The sequence below is a fragment of the Lysinibacillus sp. GbtcB16 genome (assembly GCF_019091145.1).
Lineage (GTDB): Bacteria > Bacillota > Bacilli > Bacillales_A > Planococcaceae > Lysinibacillus > Lysinibacillus fusiformis.
Map to the genome: position 1 here is coordinate 64976 of NZ_JAGXJV010000008.1, position 25531 is coordinate 90506.

At 37.3% G+C, this 25531-nt stretch carries 18 protein-coding genes; 14 read left to right on the forward strand and 4 right to left on the reverse strand.

Annotated features, from left to right (window positions below; translation table 11 throughout):
- Window positions 1-327: 327 nt before the first annotated feature.
- Window positions 328-2325 carry a methyl-accepting chemotaxis protein gene (locus KVT27_RS19775; protein WP_217581795.1) on the forward strand — a complete coding sequence of 666 codons (1998 nt, stop codon included), beginning with the start codon at window positions 328-330 and terminating at the stop codon, window positions 2323-2325.
- Between the two features lie 48 nt (window positions 2326-2373).
- Here KVT27_RS19775 and KVT27_RS19780 read toward each other — a convergent pair whose 3' ends face one another.
- Window positions 2374-3552, reverse strand: coding sequence for an alanyl-tRNA editing protein (locus KVT27_RS19780; RefSeq protein WP_217581796.1), 1179 nt, complete (start codon window positions 3550-3552; stop codon window positions 2374-2376).
- A gap of 158 nt (window positions 3553-3710) precedes the next feature.
- Between KVT27_RS19780 and KVT27_RS19785 the strand changes: the two genes are divergently transcribed.
- From KVT27_RS19785 to KVT27_RS19815, 7 genes are all read left to right on the forward strand, one after another.
- Window positions 3711-3998 (forward strand): DUF6509 family protein, encoded by a 288-nt coding sequence (locus KVT27_RS19785; RefSeq protein WP_036122218.1) that lies wholly within the window; start codon window positions 3711-3713, stop codon window positions 3996-3998.
- Window positions 3999-4252: 254 nt separating this feature from the next.
- Entirely contained in the window at window positions 4253-5398 is a 1146-nt protein-coding gene (locus KVT27_RS19790) for a VanZ family protein (RefSeq protein ID WP_036122222.1), read from the forward strand.
- Window positions 5399-5411: 13 nt separating this feature from the next.
- Entirely contained in the window at window positions 5412-6746 is a 1335-nt protein-coding gene (locus tag KVT27_RS19795; RefSeq protein WP_217581797.1) for an FAD-dependent oxidoreductase, read from the forward strand.
- Between the two features lie 17 nt (window positions 6747-6763).
- Window positions 6764-7237 carry a glutathione peroxidase gene (locus KVT27_RS19800; RefSeq protein ID WP_036122229.1) on the forward strand — a complete coding sequence of 158 codons (474 nt, stop codon included), beginning with the start codon at window positions 6764-6766 and terminating at the stop codon, window positions 7235-7237.
- A gap of 192 nt (window positions 7238-7429) precedes the next feature.
- Window positions 7430-8197, forward strand: a complete 768-nt coding sequence (locus KVT27_RS19805) for an ABC transporter ATP-binding protein (RefSeq protein ID WP_036122233.1) — start codon at window positions 7430-7432, stop codon at window positions 8195-8197.
- Window positions 8184-10052, forward strand: a complete 1869-nt coding sequence (locus KVT27_RS19810; protein ID WP_036122238.1) for an ABC transporter permease — start codon at window positions 8184-8186, stop codon at window positions 10050-10052. The genes KVT27_RS19805 and KVT27_RS19810 overlap by 14 nt, the downstream gene beginning before the upstream one ends.
- A 1-nt stretch (window position 10053) precedes the next feature.
- Window positions 10054-10413 (forward strand): YxeA family protein, encoded by a 360-nt coding sequence (locus KVT27_RS19815; protein ID WP_036122241.1) that lies wholly within the window; start codon window positions 10054-10056, stop codon window positions 10411-10413.
- A 25-nt stretch (window positions 10414-10438) separates the two neighbouring features.
- Here the strand turns inward: KVT27_RS19815 and KVT27_RS19820 are convergent, their stop codons facing one another.
- Both KVT27_RS19820 and KVT27_RS19825 read right to left on the reverse strand, forming a co-directional pair.
- Window positions 10439-11827: a sensor histidine kinase gene (locus tag KVT27_RS19820; protein WP_217581798.1), complete on the reverse strand. Its 1389-nt coding sequence runs from the start codon at window positions 11825-11827 to the stop codon at window positions 10439-10441.
- Window positions 11824-12546: a response regulator transcription factor gene (locus KVT27_RS19825; RefSeq protein WP_036122245.1), complete on the reverse strand. Its 723-nt coding sequence runs from the start codon at window positions 12544-12546 to the stop codon at window positions 11824-11826. Before KVT27_RS19825 ends, KVT27_RS19820 begins: the two co-directional genes overlap by 4 nt.
- Before the next feature lie 222 nt (window positions 12547-12768).
- Here KVT27_RS19825 and KVT27_RS19830 point away from each other — a divergent pair, with 222 nt between their 5' ends.
- From KVT27_RS19830 to KVT27_RS19845, 4 genes are all read left to right on the forward strand, one after another.
- Window positions 12769-13383 carry a PH domain-containing protein gene (locus tag KVT27_RS19830; protein WP_036122248.1) on the forward strand — a complete coding sequence of 205 codons (615 nt, stop codon included), beginning with the start codon at window positions 12769-12771 and terminating at the stop codon, window positions 13381-13383.
- 120 nt (window positions 13384-13503) lie between these two features.
- Entirely contained in the window at window positions 13504-14859 is a 1356-nt protein-coding gene (locus tag KVT27_RS19835; protein WP_036122250.1) for an acetamidase/formamidase family protein, read from the forward strand.
- Window positions 14860-15052: 193 nt separating this feature from the next.
- Entirely contained in the window at window positions 15053-15607 is a 555-nt protein-coding gene (locus KVT27_RS19840; protein WP_036122252.1) for an HPP family protein, read from the forward strand.
- 195 nt (window positions 15608-15802) lie between these two features.
- Window positions 15803-17278, forward strand: a complete 1476-nt coding sequence (locus KVT27_RS19845) for a hypothetical protein (protein WP_036122255.1) — start codon at window positions 15803-15805, stop codon at window positions 17276-17278.
- Window positions 17279-17323: 45 nt separating this feature from the next.
- Here KVT27_RS19845 and KVT27_RS19850 read toward each other — a convergent pair whose 3' ends face one another.
- Complete coding sequence (locus tag KVT27_RS19850) at window positions 17324-18508, reverse strand: CaiB/BaiF CoA transferase family protein (protein WP_036122256.1); 1185 nt, start codon at window positions 18506-18508, stop codon at window positions 17324-17326.
- 500 nt (window positions 18509-19008) lie between these two features.
- Here KVT27_RS19850 and KVT27_RS19855 point away from each other — a divergent pair, with 500 nt between their 5' ends.
- Together KVT27_RS19855 and KVT27_RS19860 are read left to right on the forward strand one after the other, a co-directional pair.
- Window positions 19009-20577 carry a sensor domain-containing diguanylate cyclase gene (locus tag KVT27_RS19855; RefSeq protein WP_036148173.1) on the forward strand — a complete coding sequence of 523 codons (1569 nt, stop codon included), beginning with the start codon at window positions 19009-19011 and terminating at the stop codon, window positions 20575-20577.
- Between the two features lie 449 nt (window positions 20578-21026).
- Window positions 21027-25322, forward strand: a complete 4296-nt coding sequence (locus KVT27_RS19860) for an S-layer homology domain-containing protein (protein ID WP_217581799.1) — start codon at window positions 21027-21029, stop codon at window positions 25320-25322.
- The last annotated feature ends 209 nt before the right edge of the window (window positions 25323-25531 follow it).

Consider the following 25531-nt stretch of genomic DNA (forward strand, 5'->3'; position numbering starts at 1 on the left):
TAATCCTCCCCTCAAAATGTTTTGAATCTATCCTATTTCTAATAATCAGCAAAAAATGTGAATTATAATCAATTTTTGTTGGAAAAAGTTTTAATTTCATCCATTAAAGCCAATGAATTTTGTCTACCTATAGCAAAAGATACCGATAAGTTAAAAAAATGTAGAAAATTGTTAGCACTATAGCAATAGGGTAAATGGTATTATTATACATTAATTAATCTTATTGGAAAAGTTTTGTTGACTTCTCCTTTTGCTGACTTTACTCTGAAAGTAATGCATAAATAACTGAATTTTATAGCTAAAAATGGAAGAAGTGAGTAAAAGGGAATGTGGATAAAAGGAATTGGTGGTAAATTAGTCGTTGCCATTATAGCTCTTGTTTTTGTGACGTGTGGGACACTGGGACTGTCTACTTGGATAAATAGTACGAAGGCAATGAATGAGCAAGTGGAATCAAACTTGGTATCTAGAGCTGAGGATGTTTCACAATACATAGAAGAACACTTTCAATTAACGTTAGTAGAGGTTGATGCAATAGCGGAGCAAGAGGCAGTACGTAGTATGGATTTTGACAAGCAAAAACAATATTTATCGAAACGTCTTGCGGATAATAAAAATTATCTTGGATTTGGCATTATTAAAGCTGACGGAGTCGCTCATTATTTGGATGATACTACTGCTGACTTAGGTGATCGTGATTATGTAAAGGAGGGCTTTACGGGTAAATCCGTTATGTCCGAAATTACGATTAGCCGCGTAACCGGGGAGCCTGTTATTTTAATTGTCTCTCCAATCGACACGGTATCAGGTGAGAAAGCTTTACTACTAGCTCGTATGGATGGCTATTATTTGTCCAATATTGTAGTGGATATAAAAGTTGGAAACAGTGGGTATGCATTTATGTTAGACACTAAAGGAACTATCATTGGCCATAATAATCATGCCTATGTGAAAGAGCAAAATAACCCCATCGAGGAAGCAGAAGAAACAGGTGTAATGACAGGGAGAGCATTGGCTGCAAAAGAGATGATTGCACATAAAAGCGGTTATTTTTCATTTGAAACAGAGGATGCAGGTACAAACTTAATGGGCTACCATACACTTGATAATGGTTGGAAAATGGGCGTTATTGCTTTAGAAAATGAGATGTTTTCGGGGCTTTCTAAACTCAAGACAAACTTTATAGTCACAACTATTATTGTTTCGTTACTAGGGCTATTTATCTCATTTGCTATTTCACGATCTGTTAGTAGACCACTTCGTCATGTTCTCCGTATTAGCGAAGGCTTATCAGAGGGTGACTTTACACAAGAGATTCCTGAGAAGTATTTGAAACGTATTGATGAGATGGGGACAATGTCGCGTGCATTGGATCGCATGACTGTAAATATGCGAGAAATGATTGCAAAAGTGAGCCATGAAGCGACAACTGTGAATGAAGCTTCATGTGATTTAATGGGAGATGTAATGGCTGTAACAAAACATTCTAAACAAATAGCAGGCGCAATCAATGAAATAGATAGAGGAGCACAAAGCCAAACTGTCATGGCAGAGGAAAGTGCGTCTGCTATGGAGCAAATGGCATTAGGTATACAAAATGTAGCTGAAGTAGCTTCAACTATTGCCTCAAATACAGATTTTATTTCCCAGAAAATTAGTGAAAGTAATGATGCTGTCCAGCAATCAATCCGTCGCATGAATGAGATTCAGGAAGGGACTACCGCCGAGCTGATGATTATTCATAAATTAGAAAAAGAGTCAGAGGAAATTAACTTAATTTCTAATATGATCGCAGCAATTTCTGATCAAACAAATTTATTAGCACTCAATGCATCCATTGAAGCTGCACGAGCCGGAGATGCTGGTAAAGGCTTTGCCGTTGTGGCAGAAGAGGTTCGCAAGTTATCAGAGCAAACAGCCGAGTCTGCTACTAAAATTAATGTGTTAATTGAGCGAGTTCAATCGTACACATTAGAGGTGGTGAAGGCAGCAGAATTAGGTGAAGATAATGTGGAACGAGGATTGGCATCCATTGAGGCAGTGGGTGAACGCTTCGAGGAAATAGTTCAAGCTGTTGGAGAAATAGCTGGCCAAGTCGAAGAAATGAATGCCTCTGCGGAACAAATGTCTGCCAATACAGAGGAAGTTTCAGCGTCTATGGAAGAAATGGCTGCCACAGCACATGCTGCCAGTGATTATGTGCATGAGGTAACTGATGCTACAACAGAACAGTTAAATACAGTTACAACGATGAATGATCAAACTGAAAAACTATCAGCAATGGCGAAACGTTTATATGGAGCCATTCAAAAATTTAAATATTAAAGAAAGAGGAGCTGTCATAATTGGACAGCTCCTCTTTTGTTAGCGATATTAAACGTTTTGCATAGCTTCTAGTAGTTCTTCTTTAGAAATAATACATTCACCGCCACCTTGCACCATTTGATCACTTCCGCCACCCTTACCATTAATGAGCGGTAATGCCTTTTCGGCAATAGCCTTCATGCTTTTAGATACATGTTTTCCTCTAGCAGCAACGAACTGTAGCTTGCCTTCACTTTCAGAAACAAGCAAAGTGACCATATCTTCTTGTTCAGAAACAATCGTACGAGCTAATTTTTGTAGCTCTTGCATAGTTCGTTGTTTAAAAGCAGCAGTAACAAGACCTGAGCTATTTATAGCGAGCGCTTTTGCTTCGTATGTTAGGAGCTCCTCCTTGGCTGCAACAAGTGCTTTTTCTGTATGTTTCTGAGCGCTTAGTATTTTAGCGAGAGCTGTAGCTGCCTCTACCTCAGGAACGCTTAGCTGACGTGCCACATCACCTAATACTTTTTTTCGCATAGCAAGTTCGTTTAAAACACGTTGACCACAAACGAATGAGACACGCACATTGCCCTTCATTTTTTCAGTACCTAGAATTTTTATGGCATTGACCTGCCCAGTAGATGTTGGATGAGTCCCACCACAGCCGTTGTAATCATAGTCAGGAATGATAACAAGTCGAATATCTCCAGTTACAGCAACTTCTTTCCGAAGGTTAAAATCGGACAGTTCATTTTCTGTAATCCACGTAGTTTCTATCGGACGGTTTTCTAAAATGATTTCATTAGCTCGTATTTCTGCTGCTGTTAGCTGTTGTTCTGTCAAAGTATCTACAGCAATATCAATTGTGACATGCTCACTTCCTAGATGAAAACTAACCGTCTGAGCATCAAAAAGTTCTACAAATGCCGCTGTTAAAATATGCTGACCAGTATGTTGCTGCATATGGTCGAATCGCCTAGGCCAATTTAATGTACCGTGCACGAAGCCTTCCAATTCTGATACATGACCCTGCATGTAATGGCGAATCTCTTCTCCGACTTTCTCCACATCTATCACTTCTATCCCGTTCAATGTGCCAGTATCATGGGGTTGTCCTCCGCCAGTTGGATAAAATGCTGTATTAGATAATACAACATAATGACGACCAAATTCGTCGGTTTCTTTACTAATAATATGAGCATCAAACTCACGTAACATAACGTCCTGATAATATAATAAATCTTTCAAGTAAAAGCCTCCTTTTTATGTAGGTACAGTTTACGCTAGGGTAGATTTCACTTTATTTTGGCATAATTACTTACAAGTGTATATGGCTTTTCTAGTTGACCCATGCTGAAATTGATTTAATATAGAAAGGAACAGCTAAAGATAAAGGAGCTAGCATTATGGAAATTACACAATTCTCAATGGAAGAAATTTTAGACCCAACCAATATTATAGAAGGGAAGCGTTACGAATTTATTTTAGATATTGAAATTGATGAAGAAGATGAGCTATATCACGAAGCAGGTATTGAAATTCGTGTTCTTATAGGTGAAAAGGCAGGAGAGCCATATATTTTAAATTACTTCATCATGGAAAAAGCAGAGGGTGAATACTTAGATTTTGCTTTAGAGGATGATGAACTAGAGGAAATTTTAGTATTTTGTAAAGAGGAAATAACAAAGGCATAAAACGAAACAGGTAGAGAGTATATTCTTTACCTGTTTTTTTATTTTGATGATGTGGAGGTCTGCTACCTACAGGAACGGTTTGTGAGCAAGGGGTTATGTCGGCTTAATCAGCATCGTATTGCTCAAAAATCTGGGGTGAATGGATGGACTTAAGGATTATGTAAGCTTATTGACATATTCGCGTAGAGTGTGGGGATTAAACTGAGTTTTAGGTTTCATTAATTCGGGCAGTTTAAATAGAGAGGTGCTTATATATGTCAACTTACACGCAATCCATTCTTATTGCATTTTTCATAACGATTATTTTATCATTTGTTCTTGTTATTCCATGGTTAATTTATACGTATCGGAAATATAGTTACTTGTCTATGTCAAAAACAATTATTATGTTCTCCTTTATTTTTTACTTTTTATCTGCGCTCTGTTTAGTATTACTGCCATTCCCATCTACAAGGGATACTTGCTCTCTTCAATCGCCAGATACAGTCCATACAAATTTACGACTATTTCAATTTGTCGAGGATATTTTAAAGGACAGTGGTGTTGTCTTAACCAATCCATCGACATGGCTTGCTATCACAAAACAGCAAGCATTTTATCAAGCATTTTTTAATTTCCTATTATTACTGCCATTTGGTGTGTACTTGCGATATTTTCTTCAAGAAAGAAGGTACTGGAAACGTGCATTTATAATAAGCTTTTTGCTAACATTGTTTTATGAGATCACACAAAGAACAGGTATTTATGGCATTTTTAATTGTGCCTACCGCATATTTGATGTGGATGATTTATTGCTAAACAGCATAGGTGCATTATTAGGCTTCTTTTTAGCTCCTATCGTGTGGGCACTATTTCCTTCTCATGAAGAGGTCGAGGCTAAAGCTGCGGAAATGGAAAAAAAGGATATTGTAAAACCAATATCCATTTTACTAGCATTGGTTATTGATTTATTTATCGTACAAGTAATTTGGTTCATTATCGGCGCTCTAACGGGTTATAGTGGCACTTTTGAGTTCTTAGTTGTCATTACACTATACATGACTATCTTTGGCTTCATACCAAGTATGATGAATGGCGCAACAGTAGGTATGAAAATTATGCGCTTTACAATGGTCCATAAGAAGGGCAAAAGTATAGTAAAGCAATCATGGAGACGCTGTGTAGCGATTGTTGCGACCGTATGTCTATTAGAGGCCATTTCAACAGTCGGTGAGATTCAATTAGATATGGATTCACCATTTTATGTTCTGCAAATTGTCATTTCTTTACTAGCCTCATTAGGAGGTTTTGCACTTACAATGATAATAGCTATTCATGTTATACGTGTCATTGTTAGCGGAGGAAAGCGTCGGTTGTATATCGACCAATACGCAGATTTAATGGCAACAAGGAAAAAATAAGGGGGCAAGTGGAATGAAATACGTCATCATTGGGGGAGATGCTGCAGGGATGTCTGCAGCTATGGAAATCTATCGTAATGTACCAGGAGCGGAAATAACTACTTTAGAACGTGGCTTTATTTATTCATATGGACAATGTGGATTGCCATATGTTGTAGATGGTCGTATTTCATCAACCAAACGATTGATTGCAAGAGATGTTGAAACTTTTCGAGGTAAATATGGCATCGATGCAAGAGTTGGCTATGAGGTAGAAAAGGTAGATGTAGAGAAGCAGGTTGTTTCGGGGGTACAGGCAAGTGGCGAAGTATTTGAAATTTCCTATGATAAGCTTCTTATTGCAACAGGGGCAGATCCAGTTGTACCTGTTAAAAGAGGTGTAGAACTAGAAGGTATCCACACCGTAAAAACAATTCCTCAATTAGAAGATTTAATGGCTGATCTAACGCCTGATATTGAACAGGTAACTATTATTGGTGGCGGCTATATCGGCTTAGAGATGGCAGAAACATTACATGCCTGTGGGAAAAAGGTAAGACTTGTTCAACGAGGAAGCCATGTAGCAAAAATTTTAGATGAAGAGCTTGCCCAACATGTTCATGAAGAAGCAAAAAAGAACAATGTAGAGCTATTATTAAATACAGATGTAGAAGCTTTTGAAGGGAATAAACGAGTGGAAAGGGTCATCACAAATAATGGTGTCTTGGAAACAGATTTAGTCATTGTTGCTTCAGGTATTAGACCCAATACAAAGTTTCTAGAAGGTACTGGTATAGCTTTTGCAAAAAATGGGGCGATTATCGTCAATCGTCATTTAGAAACTTCGGTGGGGAATGTTTATGCGGCAGGAGATTGTGCCACTCATTTTAATATTGTGAAGGAGCGCATAGATTATATACCTTTGGGGACAACTGCCAATAAACAGGGCCGTCTAGCGGGTCTTAATATGTCAGGAAAGTTTGCACCGTTCAGAGGCATTGTCGGGACATCTATTTTAAAATTCTTCAACTTAACAATTGCTACAACGGGTATAAATGAAAGCCATGCGAAAGAGCTAGGCTTTGATTACGAGGCCTTTAAATTATCAGCTCGCCATATTGCAGGCTATTATCCAGGTGCACAACGTATGTACATTAAAGTAGTTGTACGTAAACGAGATCAGTTGCTATTAGGTGCACAAATTGTTGGGCCAGCTGGTGTTGATAAGCGTATTGATGTGTTTGCAACCGCATTGTATAGTAAAATGACATTACCAGATTTGCTAGATTTAGATTTAGCTTATGCACCGCCATTTAACGGCGTATGGGATCCTTTACAACAGGTGGCAAGAATGAATGGACGTTTATAAATAGGAGGTAGGTAGCAATGAGTATTTATAATATTAACGTGACGTTAGAAGATGGTACTGACTATAGCCTAGAGCGTTATAAAGGAAAGCCGATGTTAATTGTCAATACTGCCTCAAAATGTGGCTTTACACCGCAATTCGAAGAATTAGAAGGTCTCTTTGAAAAGTATCAGGAAGAAGGTCTTGTTGTACTAGGTTTCCCGTCCAATCAATTCAAGCAAGAGCTGGCGACTGCTGAAGAAGCCGCTTCACAATGCCGACTGGAATATGGGGTAACCTTCCCGATGCATAAAATCGTTAAGGTGAATGGTAAGGAAGCGCATCCGATTTTTGATTATCTCACTTCACATTCTAAAGGTTTTTTAGGCAACAGCATTAAATGGAATTTTACTAAATTCTTAGTGAATCGAGATGGCGAGGTTGTTGGACGCTACGCATCGGCAGATAAACCAAGTAGCTTTGAAGAGGATATTAAAAAAGTTTTAGCCTAATAGTTAGAAGGATTCATGCACAGACTGTGTATGAATCTTTTTTTTATCAATATAAGCAAAAAAGGCAATGGATGTGGATAACACAAATTAATTTATTGAGAATAGATGATTTAAGGTTGCTGTAAGCTTGCGACAATTTTGCTGTAAGTTTGGGGGCGTATACTAAAGTCAGAAAGAAGAGGAGGAGCGTATATGACGCCATTATTACAGGTACAAAATGTTGAGAAAACTTACGGCAAGGGCGCTAATACCTTTACAGCGTTGTCTAATATATCATTTGAAGTAAATAAAGGTGAATTTGTGGGCGTAATGGGTCCTTCAGGGGCTGGGAAATCTACGCTTCTTAATGTATTAGCTACGATTGATACACCGACGACTGGTGAAATCATAATTGGTGATACGAACTTAGCGCGTATGAAAGATGCTGAATTAGCTGATTTTCGTCGTGATAACTTAGGATTTATATTCCAAGACTATAATTTACTTGATTCTTTAACGGTACGTGAAAATATAGTCTTGCCGTTGGCTATTGCAAAAATGCCAACAAAGGCTATTAGCGCTAGAGTTGATCGTATTGCTTCATTGTTCGGCATTAGTGATTTATTGGATAAATATCCTTATCAAATATCGGGCGGACAAAAGCAGCGTACAGCTTCGTCACGCGCTTTAGTGACAGAGCCAAAATTAATCTTTGCGGATGAGCCTACAGGTGCACTTGATTCAAAATCAGCAACCGATTTGCTGGAAAGTTTAAGTGATTTAAATCAAACACAGGCGGCAACCATTATGATGGTTACTCATGACGCTTTTGCAGCGAGCTTCTGTCAACGCATATTATTTATTCAGGACGGACAGTTATCCAAGGAAATTCATCGTGGGACTCTAACAAGGAAACAATTTTTCCAAGAGATTCTACAGGTGCTGTCAAGCATCGGGGGTGGAGTAAATGACGTTATTTAGTTTAGCACGTAAAAATATTCAACGTAATCTATCCAACTATTTTTTATATATTGCCTCAATGGTATTCAGTATCGTCATTTACTTTACATTTGTGACACTGAAATATAATGATGATCTTTCAGCCTTAAAACAATCCTCTCAGCAAATTAAAGGATTGATGAGTGCATCGTCTGTTGTTTTATTGTTCTTCATTGTCATCTTTATGGCCTATTCTAATTCATTTTTTATGAAGAAACGGAAAAAGGAAGTAGCACTCTACTCACTATTAGGTGTGCGTAAGCAAAAGATTGGTCTCATGCTGTTTTTCGAGAATCTAGTCATAGGATTAGTTTCTCTAGTATTGGGCATCGTTTTAGGATTCTTTATGTCTCAAGGATTATTAATGATATTAGTCCGCTTAATGGGGTATGAAATTGTTGGAAGCCTAACATTTTCGGTAGAGGCACTGGTGAATACAGCAGTCATTTTTACAATACTGTTTTTATTCACGTCGTTACAGGGCTATCGTGTTATTTATCAATTTAAATTGATTGACTTATTTCATGCAGAAAAACAGGGTGAGCAAATTCCACGTGCCTCTTTAGTAGCTGCTGTTTTAGGAACGGCGCTTATCGCATTTGGTTATTATACAGCTGCCTCTGATATGTTTACGAGTGAAATTTGGCGATTCTTTACGGTTCTAGGCACGCCACTAATGGTCATCGGCGTAACTATTGTCGGGACATATCTTTTATTCCATAGTGTAAGTGTCTTTGTGTTAACAGCTTTAAAAAGAGCGACATCTTGGTCATGGAAAGGGTTAAATTTAATCGGAGTTTCCCAGTTACTGTATCGTATCCGAGCAAATGCTAAGTCATTGTCGATTATTGCCATTTTAAGTGCGACGACAATTACAGCAGGCGGTGGCGTCTTTGGTATGTATTATAATGCAGAAGCATCGGTACGTCAGATGCTGCCCAATACATTTATGTGGAAAGGCGATCCCGTCGAGTTTTCACAGAAAGATGTTATCTATCATGAATCACTGTCTGTGAAGAATTTACGTGTCGATAATGAATTTTCATTTTTCGAATATACATTACTTAAGGAATCTGATTATAATCGTTTAGCAAAATTACAAGGTAAAGATCAAAACCTGCATATTGCTGGTGGATCGGCCGTGCTGCTGGACGCAGCTTATGATGAACGATTTTCACATGACTTTACTGGGGAAGATTTTAAGTTAAAAAATGGAGATTCCTTCCATGTTGAAAAAATGTACACAGAGAGTGTTCTTAACTTTATTCCGGCGGGGACTGTACTTGTCGTGAATGATCAAGAGTTTGCTACGACTAATGCAGAAGAAGTACAGATGCAGGCTATTGGTTTAGATAATGATTTGAAACAACAGGCCGTTTCACAAGACATAGTCAAGCAATTGTCGACAGAACAGCAAGAATCTTTCTCTAGTGTTCCGCAAAGCTATGAGGACAGTATAGCAACAGTAGGTGCATTACTGTTTGTTGGTAGCTTCCTAGGACTAGTTTTCCTAGCGGCAACAGGAAGTATCATTTATTTTAAAATCTTAACGGAAGCCGAGGAAGATCAGGCGAAATATGCGATTTTAAATAAAATTGGTGTAAACAGTAAGCAAATCTTAAAGACTGTAGCCGGACAAGTGGCTGTCATCTTTAGTGCACCACTTATCGTAGGTATTGTGCATAGTGCATTTGCGTTACTAGCATTTTCACAGTTATTTGGTATGAATATTACGAAGCCAGTGATATTATGGATGATTGCGTATTCTGCTATTTATTTCATCTATTATATATTTACTGTACGTTCGTTCTACAAAATTGTAAGACAGGGGAATTAATATGAAAAAAGTATTTTTAGGGATAGGCGCATTGCTTATCTTATTCATAGCAGGGTTAGTTGTATTGATGACTGTAGATTTTAACCGTTTAAATAAAGACACTTATTATGTCCATATTACGGCTGATGGTGAGGTAGAGGAGTATAAGGCAAGTAATGGTGAAATTTTTAAAATGTATTGGTATGAGCTGTCTGCCTACAATAAAAATGGCGAAGAAAAAACATTAAAGTTCTCCGCTCACAAAAATTTACGCCATGATGCTTATTTAAAGCTTTACGTTAAAAAAGAGACAGAAGTCACTTCCTATGATGAGGTGAAATTCCACGAGTTACCGAATAAAGTGCAAGATCAAATGAAATAGCAAAAAGGAGCATCCACTAGTCTAACTAGGGCTGCTCCTTTTTTATATAGATGGTAACGATTGTACCCTTTCCTTCTTCTGAAGTGATAGTAACAGTACCTCCATGGGCTTCAATAATATCTCTAGCAATAGCGGTTCCTAAGCCCGTACCAACTGTATTATCCGTATTTGTACCGCGGTAATAGCGCTCAAAAATATGCTCTAAATCCTCTGCGGAGATCCCTTTGCCATTATCCGCTATCGTAATGGAGTCATTATCGATAGATACATGGACAGATACATCTGGCGGATTGTGAAGTAGGGCATTGTGTAAAAAGTTCATAATGGCTCTGCGCATAAAATGTTCGTCAATGAGATGGTGATTGTTCTCTGAGATTGCTTCAAACTCTATATTGGCGAGTTCAAACTGTGGGGTATTTAATGTATCAATCACAATCTCACGAATAAACGGAACCATGTTGACGTCTTGTAAAGTAAGCGGTAGTTGCTGATGTCTTAAGCGCATCGTTAAATTTAGGTCATCAAGCAAATCTTGCATATGCAATGACTGTTTCTCGATAATCTGAGCATACTCGGCCTGTTCTTGAGAGGGGAGTGTCTCGTCGTCTAAAAGCTCTGCATAGCCACGAATAGAGGCTAGCGGTGTTTTCATATCATGAGAGACATTGCTAATCCATTCCTCACGTAGCAGTTCAAGACGCTTGCGTTCCTGCTCATGTGCGGCTAGTTCTCTGGATACTTCATTTAAATTTTCAAAGACAGTTTTATATACACCACCAGGCGTTTTTACTGGCTGATGCTCATGGTTTTTTAAATGACGAATACGTTCTATCAAAGCATAGAGAGGCTTGGTTAGCGTACGACCAAATAGCCAGCCAACCAATGCAGCGACAATTAAATCAGCAATAACAATGAATAATCCAAATTTACCAGCAAACTGTAACAAGGAGGGGCCAGAAATATGCATGACTAATCGCGCAACATTACTGCCTTTAATGCCTACAAGATAACTAACCTCATCTTTGACACCAACATAAACCGTCGTATCAGCATCAAATTCTTTATATTTGTACACTTGTATCAAATCAATGGGTTTGTAATGGGAAGGTGCTTCTTCTGGAGCAAATTGAGAACCAATGACTTGACCATTCATATCAAGTAATTGAATCCAAGCATTTCGCTGATGTAACTGTTCGAGTCCTTCTGTACTTATAGAAGCTGCTCCATTTTCTATGTCAATATACTGCTGAAAATTCCGTACGAAGTCTTCTTCTTTCGATTCAGTAGCTCCATGAGAATCATTAATAAGTCTATATGACAGTAGCCCGATGAGAATGGCTGTATTGACGAATATAACGATGATTACAATGGATAGCACAGAAAAGAGGAAGCGTGCAGTCAATTTCCACTTCATCCTTGCGCCTCTTTTGGTATGACGAACTTATACCCAAGTCCTTTTACAGTTGTGATAAAAAAAGGTTTTGAGGCATCCTGCTCAATTTTTTCACGCAGACGTCGAATATGAACCATAACAGTATTATCAGAACCGAAAAAATCCTCTCCCCAAACACGCTCAAAAAGAGTCTCTTTACTTAAAATGCGATTAGGGTTGTGCATAAAACATGCCATTAAACCAATTTCCTTAGCTGTTAACTCCAATAAAACTCCATCCTTGTGTACTTCAGTTTCATCACCGTTAAGCAGGAAGGGTCCAACTTGTATCGTTTTTTCTGAAATGCTCAAAATTGTATCGTGTGTTTGATAGCCAGCTCTTCGTAACTGTGCCTTTACACGGTAGGCAACTTCCTTAGGGCTAAAGGGCTTTGTAATATAATCGTCACCTCCAATGGCAAGTCCTAAAATTTTATCAATTTCTTCATTTTTAGCAGACATGAAGAGCACGGGGACATGCGATACTTCGCGAATTCGTCTGCATAAATCATAGCCTTCCCCATCAGGAAGCATGACATCTAGAAGCACAATATCGGGACTTGTTTGCTGAAAGCTTGTCCAAGCATCGTGTATAGAGCCAGCTGTATAAATTTGTTTATAGCCTTCTTTTTGCAGGCTTACCTTTAGAAGATTCGCTAAATCTACCTCATCATCCACTACTAATATGGTTGGCTCTTGCATTATTCACACACCTTTTTTTTGATGAATACTTTCTTTTTGAAAGAATCTTTCTATGTTATGAACATCATTATAAATGAAATGTACTGAAAAGAGGAAACGAAGTATTACTAAGAGAAGACTTTGTAAACTTACGTTCACAATTATTAAAAATGAAGTTGGGGGAATGAAACCTTTACAGCCATTGAACGTAAAAAGAGTATAAACGAATGAGGAGGAATGGCAATGTTTAAAAAAATAGCTGCCGATGCATTAGGATTATCTGATATTGGAGTAGTCGTTCAACGAGAGGACTATGATAAAACAGATGCAGATGATTTTATACTACATGAAATTGATGAGAAAATTTACTTTTTAATTAAAACGAAGGCAGATGAATACTGCTTTACAAACCGTGCCATTCTCCATGTAGATGGCGAAAGCGCTATGAGTAAAAAACGATTACTACGTCGCTATGACTATTCTATGTACGCTATTACAGATGTTTTTCTCGAAACAGCAGGAACAATTGACCTTGATGTCGAAATTAAGTTTACAATCGGTAATTCTCCACTTTCCATCGACATTCATAAACGCTTTATTGATGACATTAAAGATTTATATAAAGCACTACATGCGATTAGCTACGAACAAAAGAACAATGCCTATAAGTTAGAAGTAGCAGAAAAAAGCTTACATATTGCTTCTTCATCACTTGGACGAATAGGCAATGATAATATTTCTCCATCAGCATCATTTGAGGCAATTACCCGCTTTGCGAACACTTGGATGATTGATCATAAAGATCAGTACAAAAAAGAAGATTTCTCACATATTTTTGATTTATATATGAATAATTAATTGTGTGCCTAGTAGTTTAGGTTGCTCATGATAGAAAAGAATAGCTCTCTGCGTATGTGGAGAGCGTTTTTTTACATATAATCTCATACATAAAAAGACAAACTAGGAGCGTGACGAAAAATGACAAACGAATTGCAAGTGCTTGACAAAGAGGGACTAGAAAGTGACTTTATACAGCAACCGCAAGCCGCTGAGACATTGTTCGTAAATGAGTTCATAGATGGTATTTTAGACCCTTCACAAGAAATGCTTGGGCCAGTTAAAGATGGAGGAACAATTATTGCCAATACCACACCTGGCTGCTGGGGACCCATGCTAACACCAACTATACGGGGTGGACATGAAGTAACGAAGCCTGTTTTTGTGGAGGGGGCTGAGGTGGGGGACGCCATCGTCATTAAAATTAAGTCTATTCAGGTTACCTCCCTGGCCACTTCCTCTGGTCATGATGAGGCGATTACAGATCGATTCATTGGTGATCCATTTGTTTCCGTAAAATGCCCAGGCTGTGGCAAGCTCCACCCAAGCACAGTTGTAAAAGGTATTGGTCCTCAAGCCATTCGCTGTTCGACATGTGACACAGATACAGCACCATTCAAAATGACGAATGGCTACACAATGACGTTTGATCATAAAGGGCAAATAGGTGTAACGATTGGACGAGAGGGTGCCCGTCGTATTGCCCTTGATGCCAAAAATTACATGAGAACACCCGAAAACTCTACTCAAAATCCTGTTGTTGCACTAGCACCAAGTGACATAATAGGTGTCATGGCCAGAATGCGCCCATTTTTAGGTCAGCTTGGTACAACCCCTTCAAAGGCAATGCCCGATTCTCATAATGCGGGTGATTTTGGTTCATTTCTAATTGGGGCACCACATGAATATGCCTTTACACAGGATGAATTGGATTTACATCGTACTGATGGGCATATGGATATTAGCAGAGTTCGTGAAGGTGCAACGATTATTTGTCCTGTAAAGGTTCCTGGCGGTGGCGTATACATTGGAGATATGCATGCCATGCAGGGAGATGGTGAGATTGCAGGACATACAACTGATGTAGCAGGAATTGTACAGCTTCAAGTTAGTGTCTTGAAGAAAGTAGCATTGGAAGGCCCTATATTACTACCAAATGAGGAAGATTTACCGTATACAGCAAAGCCTTTTACAAAGGAAGAAAAGCGTCGTGCTCGCGAACTAGCAGAGGAATTTGGCGTAAAACAGGTTGAAGAGGCATTCCCTGTATCCATCGTTGGTTCTGGCAAAACATTAAATGAGGCAACTGATAATGCTATTCGCCGTGCATCCAAGCTATTCGAATTACCTGAACCAGAGGTATTAAATAGAGCAACCATCACAGGCTCTATAGAAATTGGTCGTCATCCAGGCGTTGTCACAGCCACTTTCCAAGTACCTAAAACGATACTGAAAAAGGTCCGAATTTATAAAACGGTGAAAAAACAATACGATTAACCAATCAATTTGTAGGAAAGCAAACTTTCAATGGTTTGCTTTTTTTGTAGGAGTTGTGAGTGGAAAAAGTGATTATTTGTCGGAAATTTGAAGTTAGAATTGAAATGTTATGATGGATTGATATAATGATAAAAGTTTAATATCCATCAATATATAAGTATAAAAAATAGAGAAATAGCAAAGTCGGTGCTGAATGTCAGAATTAGTGCGAATAGGAAATAAAATTGAAAAAAAGAATATTATAAAGCCCTTTATGTTAAAGATGAAGGGAGGCGGACATGCGCCCTCTCGGACAAATTTTGCTGATGCCTTTACTGGAGCGATAGGTGGTCTAATCTGTATTTTTGTGTTGCTTTTGTTAACAAATTATACAAATGCACCTTGGTTAATGGCATCTCTTGGTGGGAGCTGTGTTCTTGTATTTGTCGTTTGGAATGCGCCATTGTCTCAGCCTCGAAATATTATCGGTGGTCATTTGGTTTCTGCATTTATTGGTCTAGTGTTATATTCAACATTAGGTTCGAGTATGTTGTCCATCAGCCTTGGTGTTGGGTTAACTATATTTTTCATGGCCTTGTTAGGCATTATTCATCCACCTGCAGGCGCCAATCCTATCATTATTATTTTAGGAGGCTATAGCTGGAGTTACTTAATTATGCCTGTATTAATTGGGGCAATCATTATTGTTTTCTTTGGTCTGTTAATAAATAATTTAAGAGAAACACGAAAATATCCACAATTTTGGTGATCAAGATGCCATCTGCGAAGTATTCACTTCATAGATGGCTTTTTTTATTCGCATGCATTTTTGATAGGCATACCACTATTTTTTTAGCATATGTTAGGTAAGATTTGTTATATTGAAGAAAGAGTGTTAAAAACATGAATTTTAAAGATAGGGGAAGATCTTTGTTGGTCGAACTTGATGGGAGGCTCCAATTGTATGCTGCTGGACTGTGATGAGCAATTATTCATGACATATAAACAAGGTAATGTAGAGGGTGCTGAAAATTTACTTGCAACATGGCTAGAGGCAGAGGTAGATCTGCAAGAAGATCCAAAAATACTTGGTACTTCGCTCTTATCCAAACGATTTTTAGTAAACGAAGAAATGGCTATGAATATTGCCTTTTCCACAGCACGTAAATATTGGGGCCGTGCATCAACAGAAATGCAAATGTATTTTGACAAATATGGTTTAGATGCAAAATTTGTGAATGATCGGCTCAATGCCTTTTTTTATACGCAAAAAGGAAAAGAAACTTTCTTTGAGCAGCTCTTTGCCCAACATACAATAGACCTTGAACGATTAATTTGGCTGGTTTTTGGGAAAAGAATGCAGATGGAAATGCCAGTGAATGAGCTACAGACAATTATGTTGTATAAATTTCAGGATGAGTATTTAGTGCATATGATGTATAAGGAACATACATCTTTTTGGCATTGGCTGTTCACAAAAAAAGTTTATTCACTTTTTATCCACAGACCATTAGAACAATTCACATTTCTTTATGAAATAATGGGACATTTCGAGCATTCTATGAAAATGAGCTGTGAACATGTGGATAACTTTGTGAATAACTATAAAGTGATACTGGATAAGTGTATAACTCATGTGGATAAAAATAAATCTAGCTGTTTGGCTAAGAAACAGCTACGACTTTACCAAATTGTGACACATTATTGCTTATCGGAAGGTGACTATCATCGCGTCAAAGACTTTATAACTTCATTTGAAGCGGAATGGCGATACTCTATGTATGCTCTAACAGAGAAGGAAAAAGTGTTAATTGCCTATATTTTATTTCATATAGCAAATAGAGAACAGCACAGTGAAAATGTTATACATTATGGTGAATATTTATTAGAGGATGAGCGCTTAAATAATTATGCTATCGAAATTTTATTGGAATATAAAGATCTTTTGCCAAATCGGAAACCTACACCACCTGCAATTATAAAAAATTATCAACTAAATTATTTAGAAAACTTATATGCGATTTTACTTGATCATTATGTAAAAGCGACACGTTATGAAGATGGCTTACTGCTTTTAAAGGAACATGTATTAGCGTCTAACAAAAAAATAAATACTTCTTTAGTACAAAAAAACTATAGCAGTGAACAGCTAATTGCTATTGAGGCATACGTTCAACAGGATATTGCTCTACAGGTGAACAACTCATTACAGCATATTGGTTTGTCAGTAGAGGAGTGGCGACAAAATTATCGTCAACCGGATGTCCCTTACTATATCGTGGCTCAAAGTGCTTCCTTGCATATGCTAAATATTTTACGGGTGTTATTTGTAACGGAGCAATTTGAGCTTTTTGAGAAATTAATGGAAATCTATAAAAAATATTTATTAATTGATGATCATTTTGAAAATCTTCGAGTATTTATTAGTGCCTATGTATAAAAAAATGTCTAATACGTCCTTCATCGACAGTATTAGACACTTTTTTTATTCCAAAACGCCTCTATCCTTTAAAGCCTTGATTTGTTCGGTATCGTAGCCTAATGAACTTAGTATTTCCTCATTATGCTCACCTAGCTTAGCACCAACATGCTTGTATTCTGGTGCAGAGCCATCAAATTTAAAAGGTGAAGCAATTTGCTGTTGTACTGTGCCATCCCCTTTAGGAATCTCAACAATCATTTCTCTTGCTTTTAGCTGCGGATGCTCACAGGCTTCTGGGAATGTGAGAACAGGCTCCACACAACCTTCAAAATCCTCATTAAATACTTTTAGCCATTCCTCATACGTTTTCGATAAAAAAGCATCGTGAACAGCTTCTTTAAAACGAATTTGTGTGTAGTAGGAATCATTGAAAGTATTATCAATCAATTCAGGAATATCCAGTGCTTCACAAAGCAATTTCCGAAATTGAGGCTCTAAACTACCGACAGAGAAGAAGCGGCCATCCTTTGTTTTATAAAAATCATAGTAACTGCCACCGTTTAAAATTTCCTGTTCTGGCTGTGGTACACGTCCACCTCCAATAAAGGCTGAGCCATACATAGCATTTAGTGAAAATACAGCATCCGTCATGCTAATATCAATGAATTGACCATTACCTGTTTTCTCACGTTGAAGGGCAGCGGCTAGTACCCCAATCGCAGCATGCATCGTTCCACCTGCAATATCAGCTAGCTGAATTCCCATGGAAACAGGCTTTTTATCCTTATGGCGAGAATAATCAAGGACACCGGCTAATGAAAGGTAGTTATTATCATGCCCAGGTCGATTGCTATATGGACCCGTTTGACCATAGCCTGTAATCGCACAATAAATTACCCGTGGATTTATTTCTTTAAGAGCTTCGTAGCCGATCCCAAGCCTTTGCATAACCCCAGGACGGAAACCTTCAATTATTACGTCATATTCTTGTACAAGAGATTTTACAATTTCAATAGCTTCTAGTGATTTCAAATTTAACGTAATCGATTTTTTAGAACGATTTAAATGTTGATGGATATATGCTTCATGATCATCATCGTAAGGAGGCATAATTCTTGTTAAATCCACGCGTTTGGAAGATTCAACATGTATGACATCGGCTCCTAAATCAGCAAAAATCATTGTTGCCATTGGCCCTGGTAGTAATGCAGAAAAATCGAGAATTTTTAACCCCTTTAAAATACCCAAATCTTTCAACCCCTTTTTTGTGTAGGCTACACGACCATCAAGGATGGTTGAGTAGCGCTTTTCTCATAATCCCCATTGTGCGAAAAGCGTTGTACAAAACTGTAATAATACAGAATGTTTAATTTTAATCAGTATTATAACAGAATGAATCTTTCCTTGCCTATGTTAATTTTATTATAGAATAAACAATTCTACTTTTATATGTCAGAATAACAATAAAAGTAAAAAAATTTAGAATTTAGATTTTGTAGCAATTGTCAGACAACTATTGTCAAATATTAGAAAATTCGGTGAGAAGTAAAGAGCTCATTGGATAGAGAAAGTTTACAGGATAGCCATATTATTCGACCCTCTTTATTGATACAATCCTAGGGATATGTTCTAGCGTTTAACGGAAGGAATTTCTTCAGAAAATTCCTTTTCTCTTGAAGAGCTGTTGCTTATAATAGGCACTAATTGTAAAAAAATATAAACATACTAACATATATAGGTGGGAAGTAATGAAATCACATCAGTTAAAATTAAAGCATTTAATTATGGGAGTAGCTATGGCTGCATTCTTCTTTACAAGCATAGGTAGTGTTTGGGGCGGATATAGAATGAATGTTGACTCCATCAAGGAAAATACACTTGAAACAAATCGAGTGTATGCACAGAAATTAGCTTCAACAGCAAACGCTTATCTTCATGAAGCCTTTCAAATTTTAAGTTATAGCGCGAATCAAGTGAGTGGAAATTTGGATGATGAGCAAATTTTAAATAGAGAAACAGACCGTCTAAGATTACAAAATGAAATGTTCAATTCAGTAGTCATAACAAATGCAGAGGGACTTGTTTTATCTGTATCACCGCCCTCCATTGAAATTAAAGGTGAGGTTTTAACATCTCTTGGCGCACAAGAGGCATTGGCCAAAAAAATACCACTAGTTTCTAAGCCTTACGAGGCGATAACAGGACGCCTCATTATTTTTATATCCCAACCTATCTTTTCGGCATCTAAAGAGTACTTAGGGATGGTAGCAGGAACAATTTATCTAAAAGAACCAAACGCCTTTAAAACGTTATTAGGAGAACATTATAGTAAGGATGGCTCCTACGTATATGTTGTAGATTCAGATGGACGTGTGATCTATCATCAGGACCCAAGCCGTATCAATGATGTTGTCACAAAAAATAAAGTCGTTCAGGCTGTGATGTCCGGTAAGAGTGGGATTCAAATCGTTGACAACACAAAAGGAGTGAAAATGCTTGCCGGGTTTAGTACAGTGCCTTCCACAGGTTGGGGAGTTGTCGCCCAAAAGCCTTTAGAAGTAGCACTGGCACCTTCATTCGATAGAGTACAGGAAGTTATTATTCAATCTGTACCGCTTATGATTGTGTCAATTGTTATTGTGCTTTGGGCAGCGACTCGCATTGCTAATCCTTTACAACAATTAGCGACGTTAACAGAAGAAAGTCTAGATAAGAAAAATGTAGAAGGCTTAAAATCAGTCAGTGGCTGGTACTTTGAAGCCCATTCGTTGAAGAATGTCTTAATTCGAAGTCTATCGTTTTTACATGGACAGGTTACATTTTTCAAGGATCAATCAACCGTAGATCCATTGACGGGTGTTACCAATCGTCGAACGATGGATGCTATGCTGGCGGAGTGGTTAGAGAATAAGGTGCCTCATGCCATTATTTTGCTAGATTTAGATCACTTTAAAAGCGTGAACGACACATATGGTCATGCTGTTGGTGATAAAGTCCTGCAGTTTTTAGCCAAGCATATGCAATCTGTAGCGCGAGAAGGGGATGTATGCTGTCGTTATGGTGGCGAGGAATTTGTGATGCTTCTGCCGAATACAGCTGCCAAAGAGGCGCAGCAAGTGGCGGAACAATTGAGGGGGAAATTGGCTGAAATGGAAAGTCCATGTGGTAGACCCGTAACATTATCAGCAGGGATAGCCCTATATCCAGAAATGGCTGCTACAACAGAGACGTTAATTGAAGCGGCTGATGGAGCCTTATATGAGGCGAAACAAGCTGGACGAAATCAAGTTAAGATTGCCGTACAAAAAATAAAGTAAAAATTGATTAAAATAAGCTTATATTTTTGATTTTTGGGGTAATTGATTAATGCAAACATCATTTGGGCAAGCTATTTGTAAGTCATTCGCCAAATGACCATAACTATGTTCAAATGATATGTAATTCGGGTCACATCTCTCGATCGACTTGACAAGACGTAAGGTTATCCCCCTTTCCCTTATGACACCACAAGTACGACTAGATGTATGCCTATATATCGTGAAAGTCAAGTGAGCACCGATGCTCCTTGGCTTTTTTGTTGTTGGAAAATGGGATAGAAATATTTGGCTGTATGAGTAGTCTCGTAGTGCTATATTTATCAATAAATTTACGGGACTATTTTGCATTTATCTATGAAGATTCGCCTGCTCTTGGTCGATATAAAGGGTATGATAAAAATGATATTTGTACGTATCAAAATATATAAGTAAGTGAAAGGAAGAGTGGAATGGATAAATCTAAAATCCAAAAAGTAAATAAAGCCTTGATAGCAACAGTATTTGCTTCAAGTGGGATTGCTGTTGTAGTGCCTTCACCACAAAAAGCGGCAGCGGCTACTTCTCCCTTTACAGACATAGATCAATACTCGGTTCATTATAACGATATATTAAAGTTGTATTCTCAGGGCGTAATTAACGGGTTTGCCGATAATACCTTCCGTCCAGATGTCAATGTAACTCGTGGACAAGTAGCAAAAATGCTGGCTACGGCATTAAAATTGGATACTAGAAATGTCCAAGACCCTTATTATAAAGATGTTCCGAAGGGGAGCGATTTTTATAAATCTGTAGCGGCACTGCAAAATGCAGGCATTATGTCTGGTTATTCAAATGGCACATTTATGCCCAATGAAGTAATGACTCGCGGCGAATTAGCTAAAATATTAGTGTTAGCATTCCATCTGGAGGTTTCTCCTAGTTACAACAACATTTTTAAAGATGTAGATAGCAAATCAAGCAATGCAATCTATATTCAAACACTAATCGATTTGAACATTACGGAAGGAACGACACCTGTAACATTTTCACCGTTTGATCCTGTAAATCGTGGACAGTTTGCTTCTTTTGTTGTCCGTTCACAAGAAAAGAAAAATAATGAAACATCTTACAAAATTACAAGTGTCGATGATGATGCCGTTTATATAAATGGGAAGGCTTATAAAGCAGAAAACCTTTCACATATTTTTAACGACTATAATGCACCAGTTTTAAAGGGTGCTTATATTGAAGGGACTCTTTCTAGTAAGAAGATTCTATCTATTTCTAAATTAACTATAAATGCTAGTGGTACAAGCAAGGATTTACTTGAATTCGATGGGGATCATGGTTCATTAGGTGCTACTATCGAAGTTAATGGTAATTATATTGAATTTAATAATCTGAAGATGACTGGTACTATGTTTGTCAATGAAACAGTTCGTCCACCACTACATTTAGGGGCTACTACTTATAATCAGCCTTTATCAATTGGACGTGTGGCAAGTAACAATATCTCATTTATCAACTGGTCAGATCCTGATAATACTAAGGGTGAAGATTCATCTATTAACAATTCAACAAACGATCTTCAGAATTGGACGAATCAAAAACCAGAAAAAGATAAGCCGTTTGTCAACTGGTCTAACGAAAAACAGGAAATGAAAAATGTTGAAAAGCATCTTGAATTTTATAACAGTACTGTTTCGAGACTAGTAGTATCTCAAACAGGTACAAAAATCGAATCCAATATGAAACTACCACGTGTAGACATTATTGGAAGTGTTCGCGAATTTGAAATTCAAGGCTATATTGGTACGTTAAATCTTACTACAGAAACACCGTTAACAATTTATGGTTCAGGAAATATTGATTGGATCAACTACAATAGCCGCACAGATCTTGAATTATATATCTACGGTCGAATTGGCACATTATTTGTGGATAATTTATACGGTAAAATCGATATTGGAGATTATACGTATATCGATAAGGTCATCTTACCTAAGGATGGTTCACCGAATAATATCTTCGACGATTTCCTTGATGATAAAGATAATATAGGCAGTATTACTGACCCAGATGGCAAACCAATTGATAAAGATGAAAACGAGAATCAAAACCCTGATGATAAAACAAAACCTATCGTTAGCATTACAAATGTCAAAGTGCTCAATGGCAGTGAGATTCAGGCGGACTTCACATCCGATGAAGTCGGTACGTACTATTATATTGTCCGTGAAAAAGGTGCCGAGGTACCAAATAAACGTGAAATGGTTAATCACCTTTCAAATGAAAACGTAGCTTATGGAAGTGGTGCCGCTGTAAAAGGTACAAACTCCGTTAAAGTATCCAATCTAGGTGAGAAAAAAGAATATGTCATCTACATCATGGTGGTAGACGGCTCGAAAAATGCATCGGATATTGTTTCTCAAGCGTTCCAGATGAAAGATGCATCACCGCCAGTAGTGAAATCTTTACAAGTTACACCTTTACACGGAGGCACAAGAGCTGAATTCAAATTTGCAGCAAGTGAGCCTGGAGATTATTACTACTATGTACGTAAGAAAACAACAGCAGCTGACCCGACAACGGCAGACATCGTCGCTAACCCAACAGGTCAAGGGAAAGCAAAAGCTGATAAACTTGGCATAACTGGAATCTTAACAGGACTTGATCCGGAGACAGATTATCAGCTCTATGTCGTAATGAAGGACGATTCAGGAAACTACTCTGTAGATCCTGCTGTTGTAAAGGATTTTATCACGCTAGAGCTAGATAACGTCCACCCCTATGTAGAAAATCAGAAGTTAGAACCAGCAGGTAATGAAAACCAATTCTATGTCTATTTAAACGAAGCATTAGATCCTGAAAGTGCAAGAAATGTTAACAACTATGATTTATCTGGAACAGTTATTGTAAATACAACTGGTCAAAATAAAATTAAACCTTCTTCTGTTGTATACAAAGAAGGAGAAAAAAGAGTACTATTATCTATTCCATCAGGTACTGGATTTGTTTATAAGGATACATTACGTGTAACAATTTTACCTGGCGTGAAGGATTTAGCAGATAATGATTTTGAAAATGCGAATACAATTGAACCTGGTAAAAATGTTCGGAACTTTGCAGAATATGTCCATGAGAAATTTATTAATCCAGAAATCTCAATAAAAAATGTAGTTAATAAACCAGACCAATCTGATAATTATAGAAGAGTTGAAGTAGAATTCAAGCCAAACAAAGCCGGTACGTATTACTACATGATTCTACCTGATACGGTTGTAGACAATGGTGAAACAAAGACATTTAATCAATATTTAGAGGATAAAGGAATTACAAAGCGAGATTTTGTCAATGAATTTGCAACTGAATCATCATTAAAATCGGGCTACTTCCAAATAGGTGGTAAAGATATTTATATTGAAATCGGCTCTGGTCCTGCGGATTTGGAGGAGAACACTAAGAAATTCCCTATTGCTATTTCTAAAGACAAACTTAATCCTTTCTTAAGTTATTCTGTATATATGGTCTTGAAAGATCGTGGTGGTGAAATTTCTGATATAGCATCAAAAGAAATTATTGGTGACACAAAAGCACCGTTAATTAAAGACTTAGTTGTAAAACCTAAGGAAAATGATGATAAAAAAGCAATGATTAGTTTTAATACGGATGAGACAACTGTATTACATTATTGGTTTGTACCTAAGAAAAATGCTGATGGTACAACAAATGATTCAGCTAATTTAACTATAGATACACCAGCCGAACGTAAATTTTTAGAAGACAAATTAAAAGGAAGTCCAAGTGTTAATAAAAGTGGAAAAGGTTCGTTCCCATTAACGGAAGCACCGGGTGTCAATTTAGAGCCTCATACAGATTATGTTGTTTATCTTGGAGCAGAGGATACGTATGGTAATATTACCATTTACAAAGCTAATACAACTGGGGACAATCATGATGAAACAGTTGCTGGCTGGATGAAACAGGATTTTTATTCTGATGGTACTGCTCCTAGAGTAGAAGACCCTATCTTTAAACGAATCGATGGAAAAACATTTGAGGTTACATTCTCGGAAGCAGTTGGTGACCCAGCAAATCCAGGCAGTATTATTAAAAATAATAATTCATTCTTTAATTTTACTAACATAGATGGTACTACTGCAACTTTACCAGCACATACATGGGTATGGGAAGATGGTGCAGATTTAATAGAGACATGGAAACCTAGAAAAATGATTATTACATTTAATAATCCAGTAAATCAAAGCTTTACATTAACAGTAGATGCAAATATTACAGATAAAGGTAGTGTGATTATTGCTAATACACAAATACCATTTATAAATGGTAAACCTAAATCTTCTTATATTTATAGAACACTTACAACAAATATAGAAAGTGCTAAGCTTCAAGAGCCAGTTTCTGGTGATAGAAGTAATAAAATTAATGCAACATTCGACTTTACTTTCCAAGATCCTTCAGTGGAAGCTGGGGAAGAGGTTAACTACTATTACGCAGTATATAGTAAAACATATCCAACAACAGCTATTGATAATATTAAACCGATCGAGGTAATTGATCCGAATACTTCGGGTGCATTGACAAGCCTTAGCCACGGAGATGGTAAAACACCACTTAAAAAAGGACGAACGGTGCAACCAATTATAAATAATACGTTCCCGTTCATTGAAGGAGATTATATTGTAATTGTTATTGTAGATAAATATGGTAACAAATATCTTGTTAAAGATATAATTTCAAAGTAACACTAGATATTGTAAGGATTAAGTTAAGTACTATACTAGACTTAATACTGTTAGTTTTTAGATTAGATTTAATGGTACACTCTCTTGATAGAAATGTTGAGTGCTTAAGTGACCTATATAGCATTGTATAGTTAATGTAACTCTTACAAAAAGTGAACTGCCCCCTGTCAAGTAGACAAAGTAAATTTTAAAAATAGTATTAAGCGGCT

Excerpts from the sequence above, each read along its gene's own strand:
- KVT27_RS19775 (WP_217581795.1), top strand. The coding sequence starts at position 328 with ATGTGGATAAAAGGAATTGGTGGTAAATTAGTCGTTGCCATTATAGCT.
- KVT27_RS19785 (WP_036122218.1), top strand. The coding sequence starts at position 3,711 with ATGGAAATTACACAATTCTCAATGGAAGAAATTTTAGACCCAACCAAT.
- KVT27_RS19790 (WP_036122222.1), top strand. The coding sequence starts at position 4,253 with ATGTCAACTTACACGCAATCCATTCTTATTGCATTTTTCATAACGATT.
- KVT27_RS19795 (WP_217581797.1), top strand. The coding sequence starts at position 5,412 with ATGAAATACGTCATCATTGGGGGAGATGCTGCAGGGATGTCTGCAGCT.
- KVT27_RS19800 (WP_036122229.1), top strand. The coding sequence starts at position 6,764 with ATGAGTATTTATAATATTAACGTGACGTTAGAAGATGGTACTGACTAT.
- KVT27_RS19805 (WP_036122233.1), top strand. The coding sequence starts at position 7,430 with ATGACGCCATTATTACAGGTACAAAATGTTGAGAAAACTTACGGCAAG.
- KVT27_RS19810 (WP_036122238.1), top strand. The coding sequence starts at position 8,184 with ATGACGTTATTTAGTTTAGCACGTAAAAATATTCAACGTAATCTATCC.
- KVT27_RS19815 (WP_036122241.1), top strand. The coding sequence starts at position 10,054 with ATGAAAAAAGTATTTTTAGGGATAGGCGCATTGCTTATCTTATTCATA.
- KVT27_RS19820 (WP_217581798.1), bottom strand. The coding sequence starts at position 11,827 with ATGAAGTGGAAATTGACTGCACGCTTCCTCTTTTCTGTGCTATCCATT.
- KVT27_RS19825 (WP_036122245.1), bottom strand. The coding sequence starts at position 12,546 with ATGCAAGAGCCAACCATATTAGTAGTGGATGATGAGGTAGATTTAGCG.
- KVT27_RS19830 (WP_036122248.1), top strand. The coding sequence starts at position 12,769 with ATGTTTAAAAAAATAGCTGCCGATGCATTAGGATTATCTGATATTGGA.
- KVT27_RS19835 (WP_036122250.1), top strand. The coding sequence starts at position 13,504 with ATGACAAACGAATTGCAAGTGCTTGACAAAGAGGGACTAGAAAGTGAC.
- KVT27_RS19840 (WP_036122252.1), top strand. The coding sequence starts at position 15,053 with ATGTCAGAATTAGTGCGAATAGGAAATAAAATTGAAAAAAAGAATATT.
- KVT27_RS19845 (WP_036122255.1), top strand. The coding sequence starts at position 15,803 with ATGCTGCTGGACTGTGATGAGCAATTATTCATGACATATAAACAAGGT.
- KVT27_RS19855 (WP_036148173.1), top strand. The coding sequence starts at position 19,009 with ATGAAATCACATCAGTTAAAATTAAAGCATTTAATTATGGGAGTAGCT.
- KVT27_RS19860 (WP_217581799.1), top strand. The coding sequence starts at position 21,027 with ATGGATAAATCTAAAATCCAAAAAGTAAATAAAGCCTTGATAGCAACA.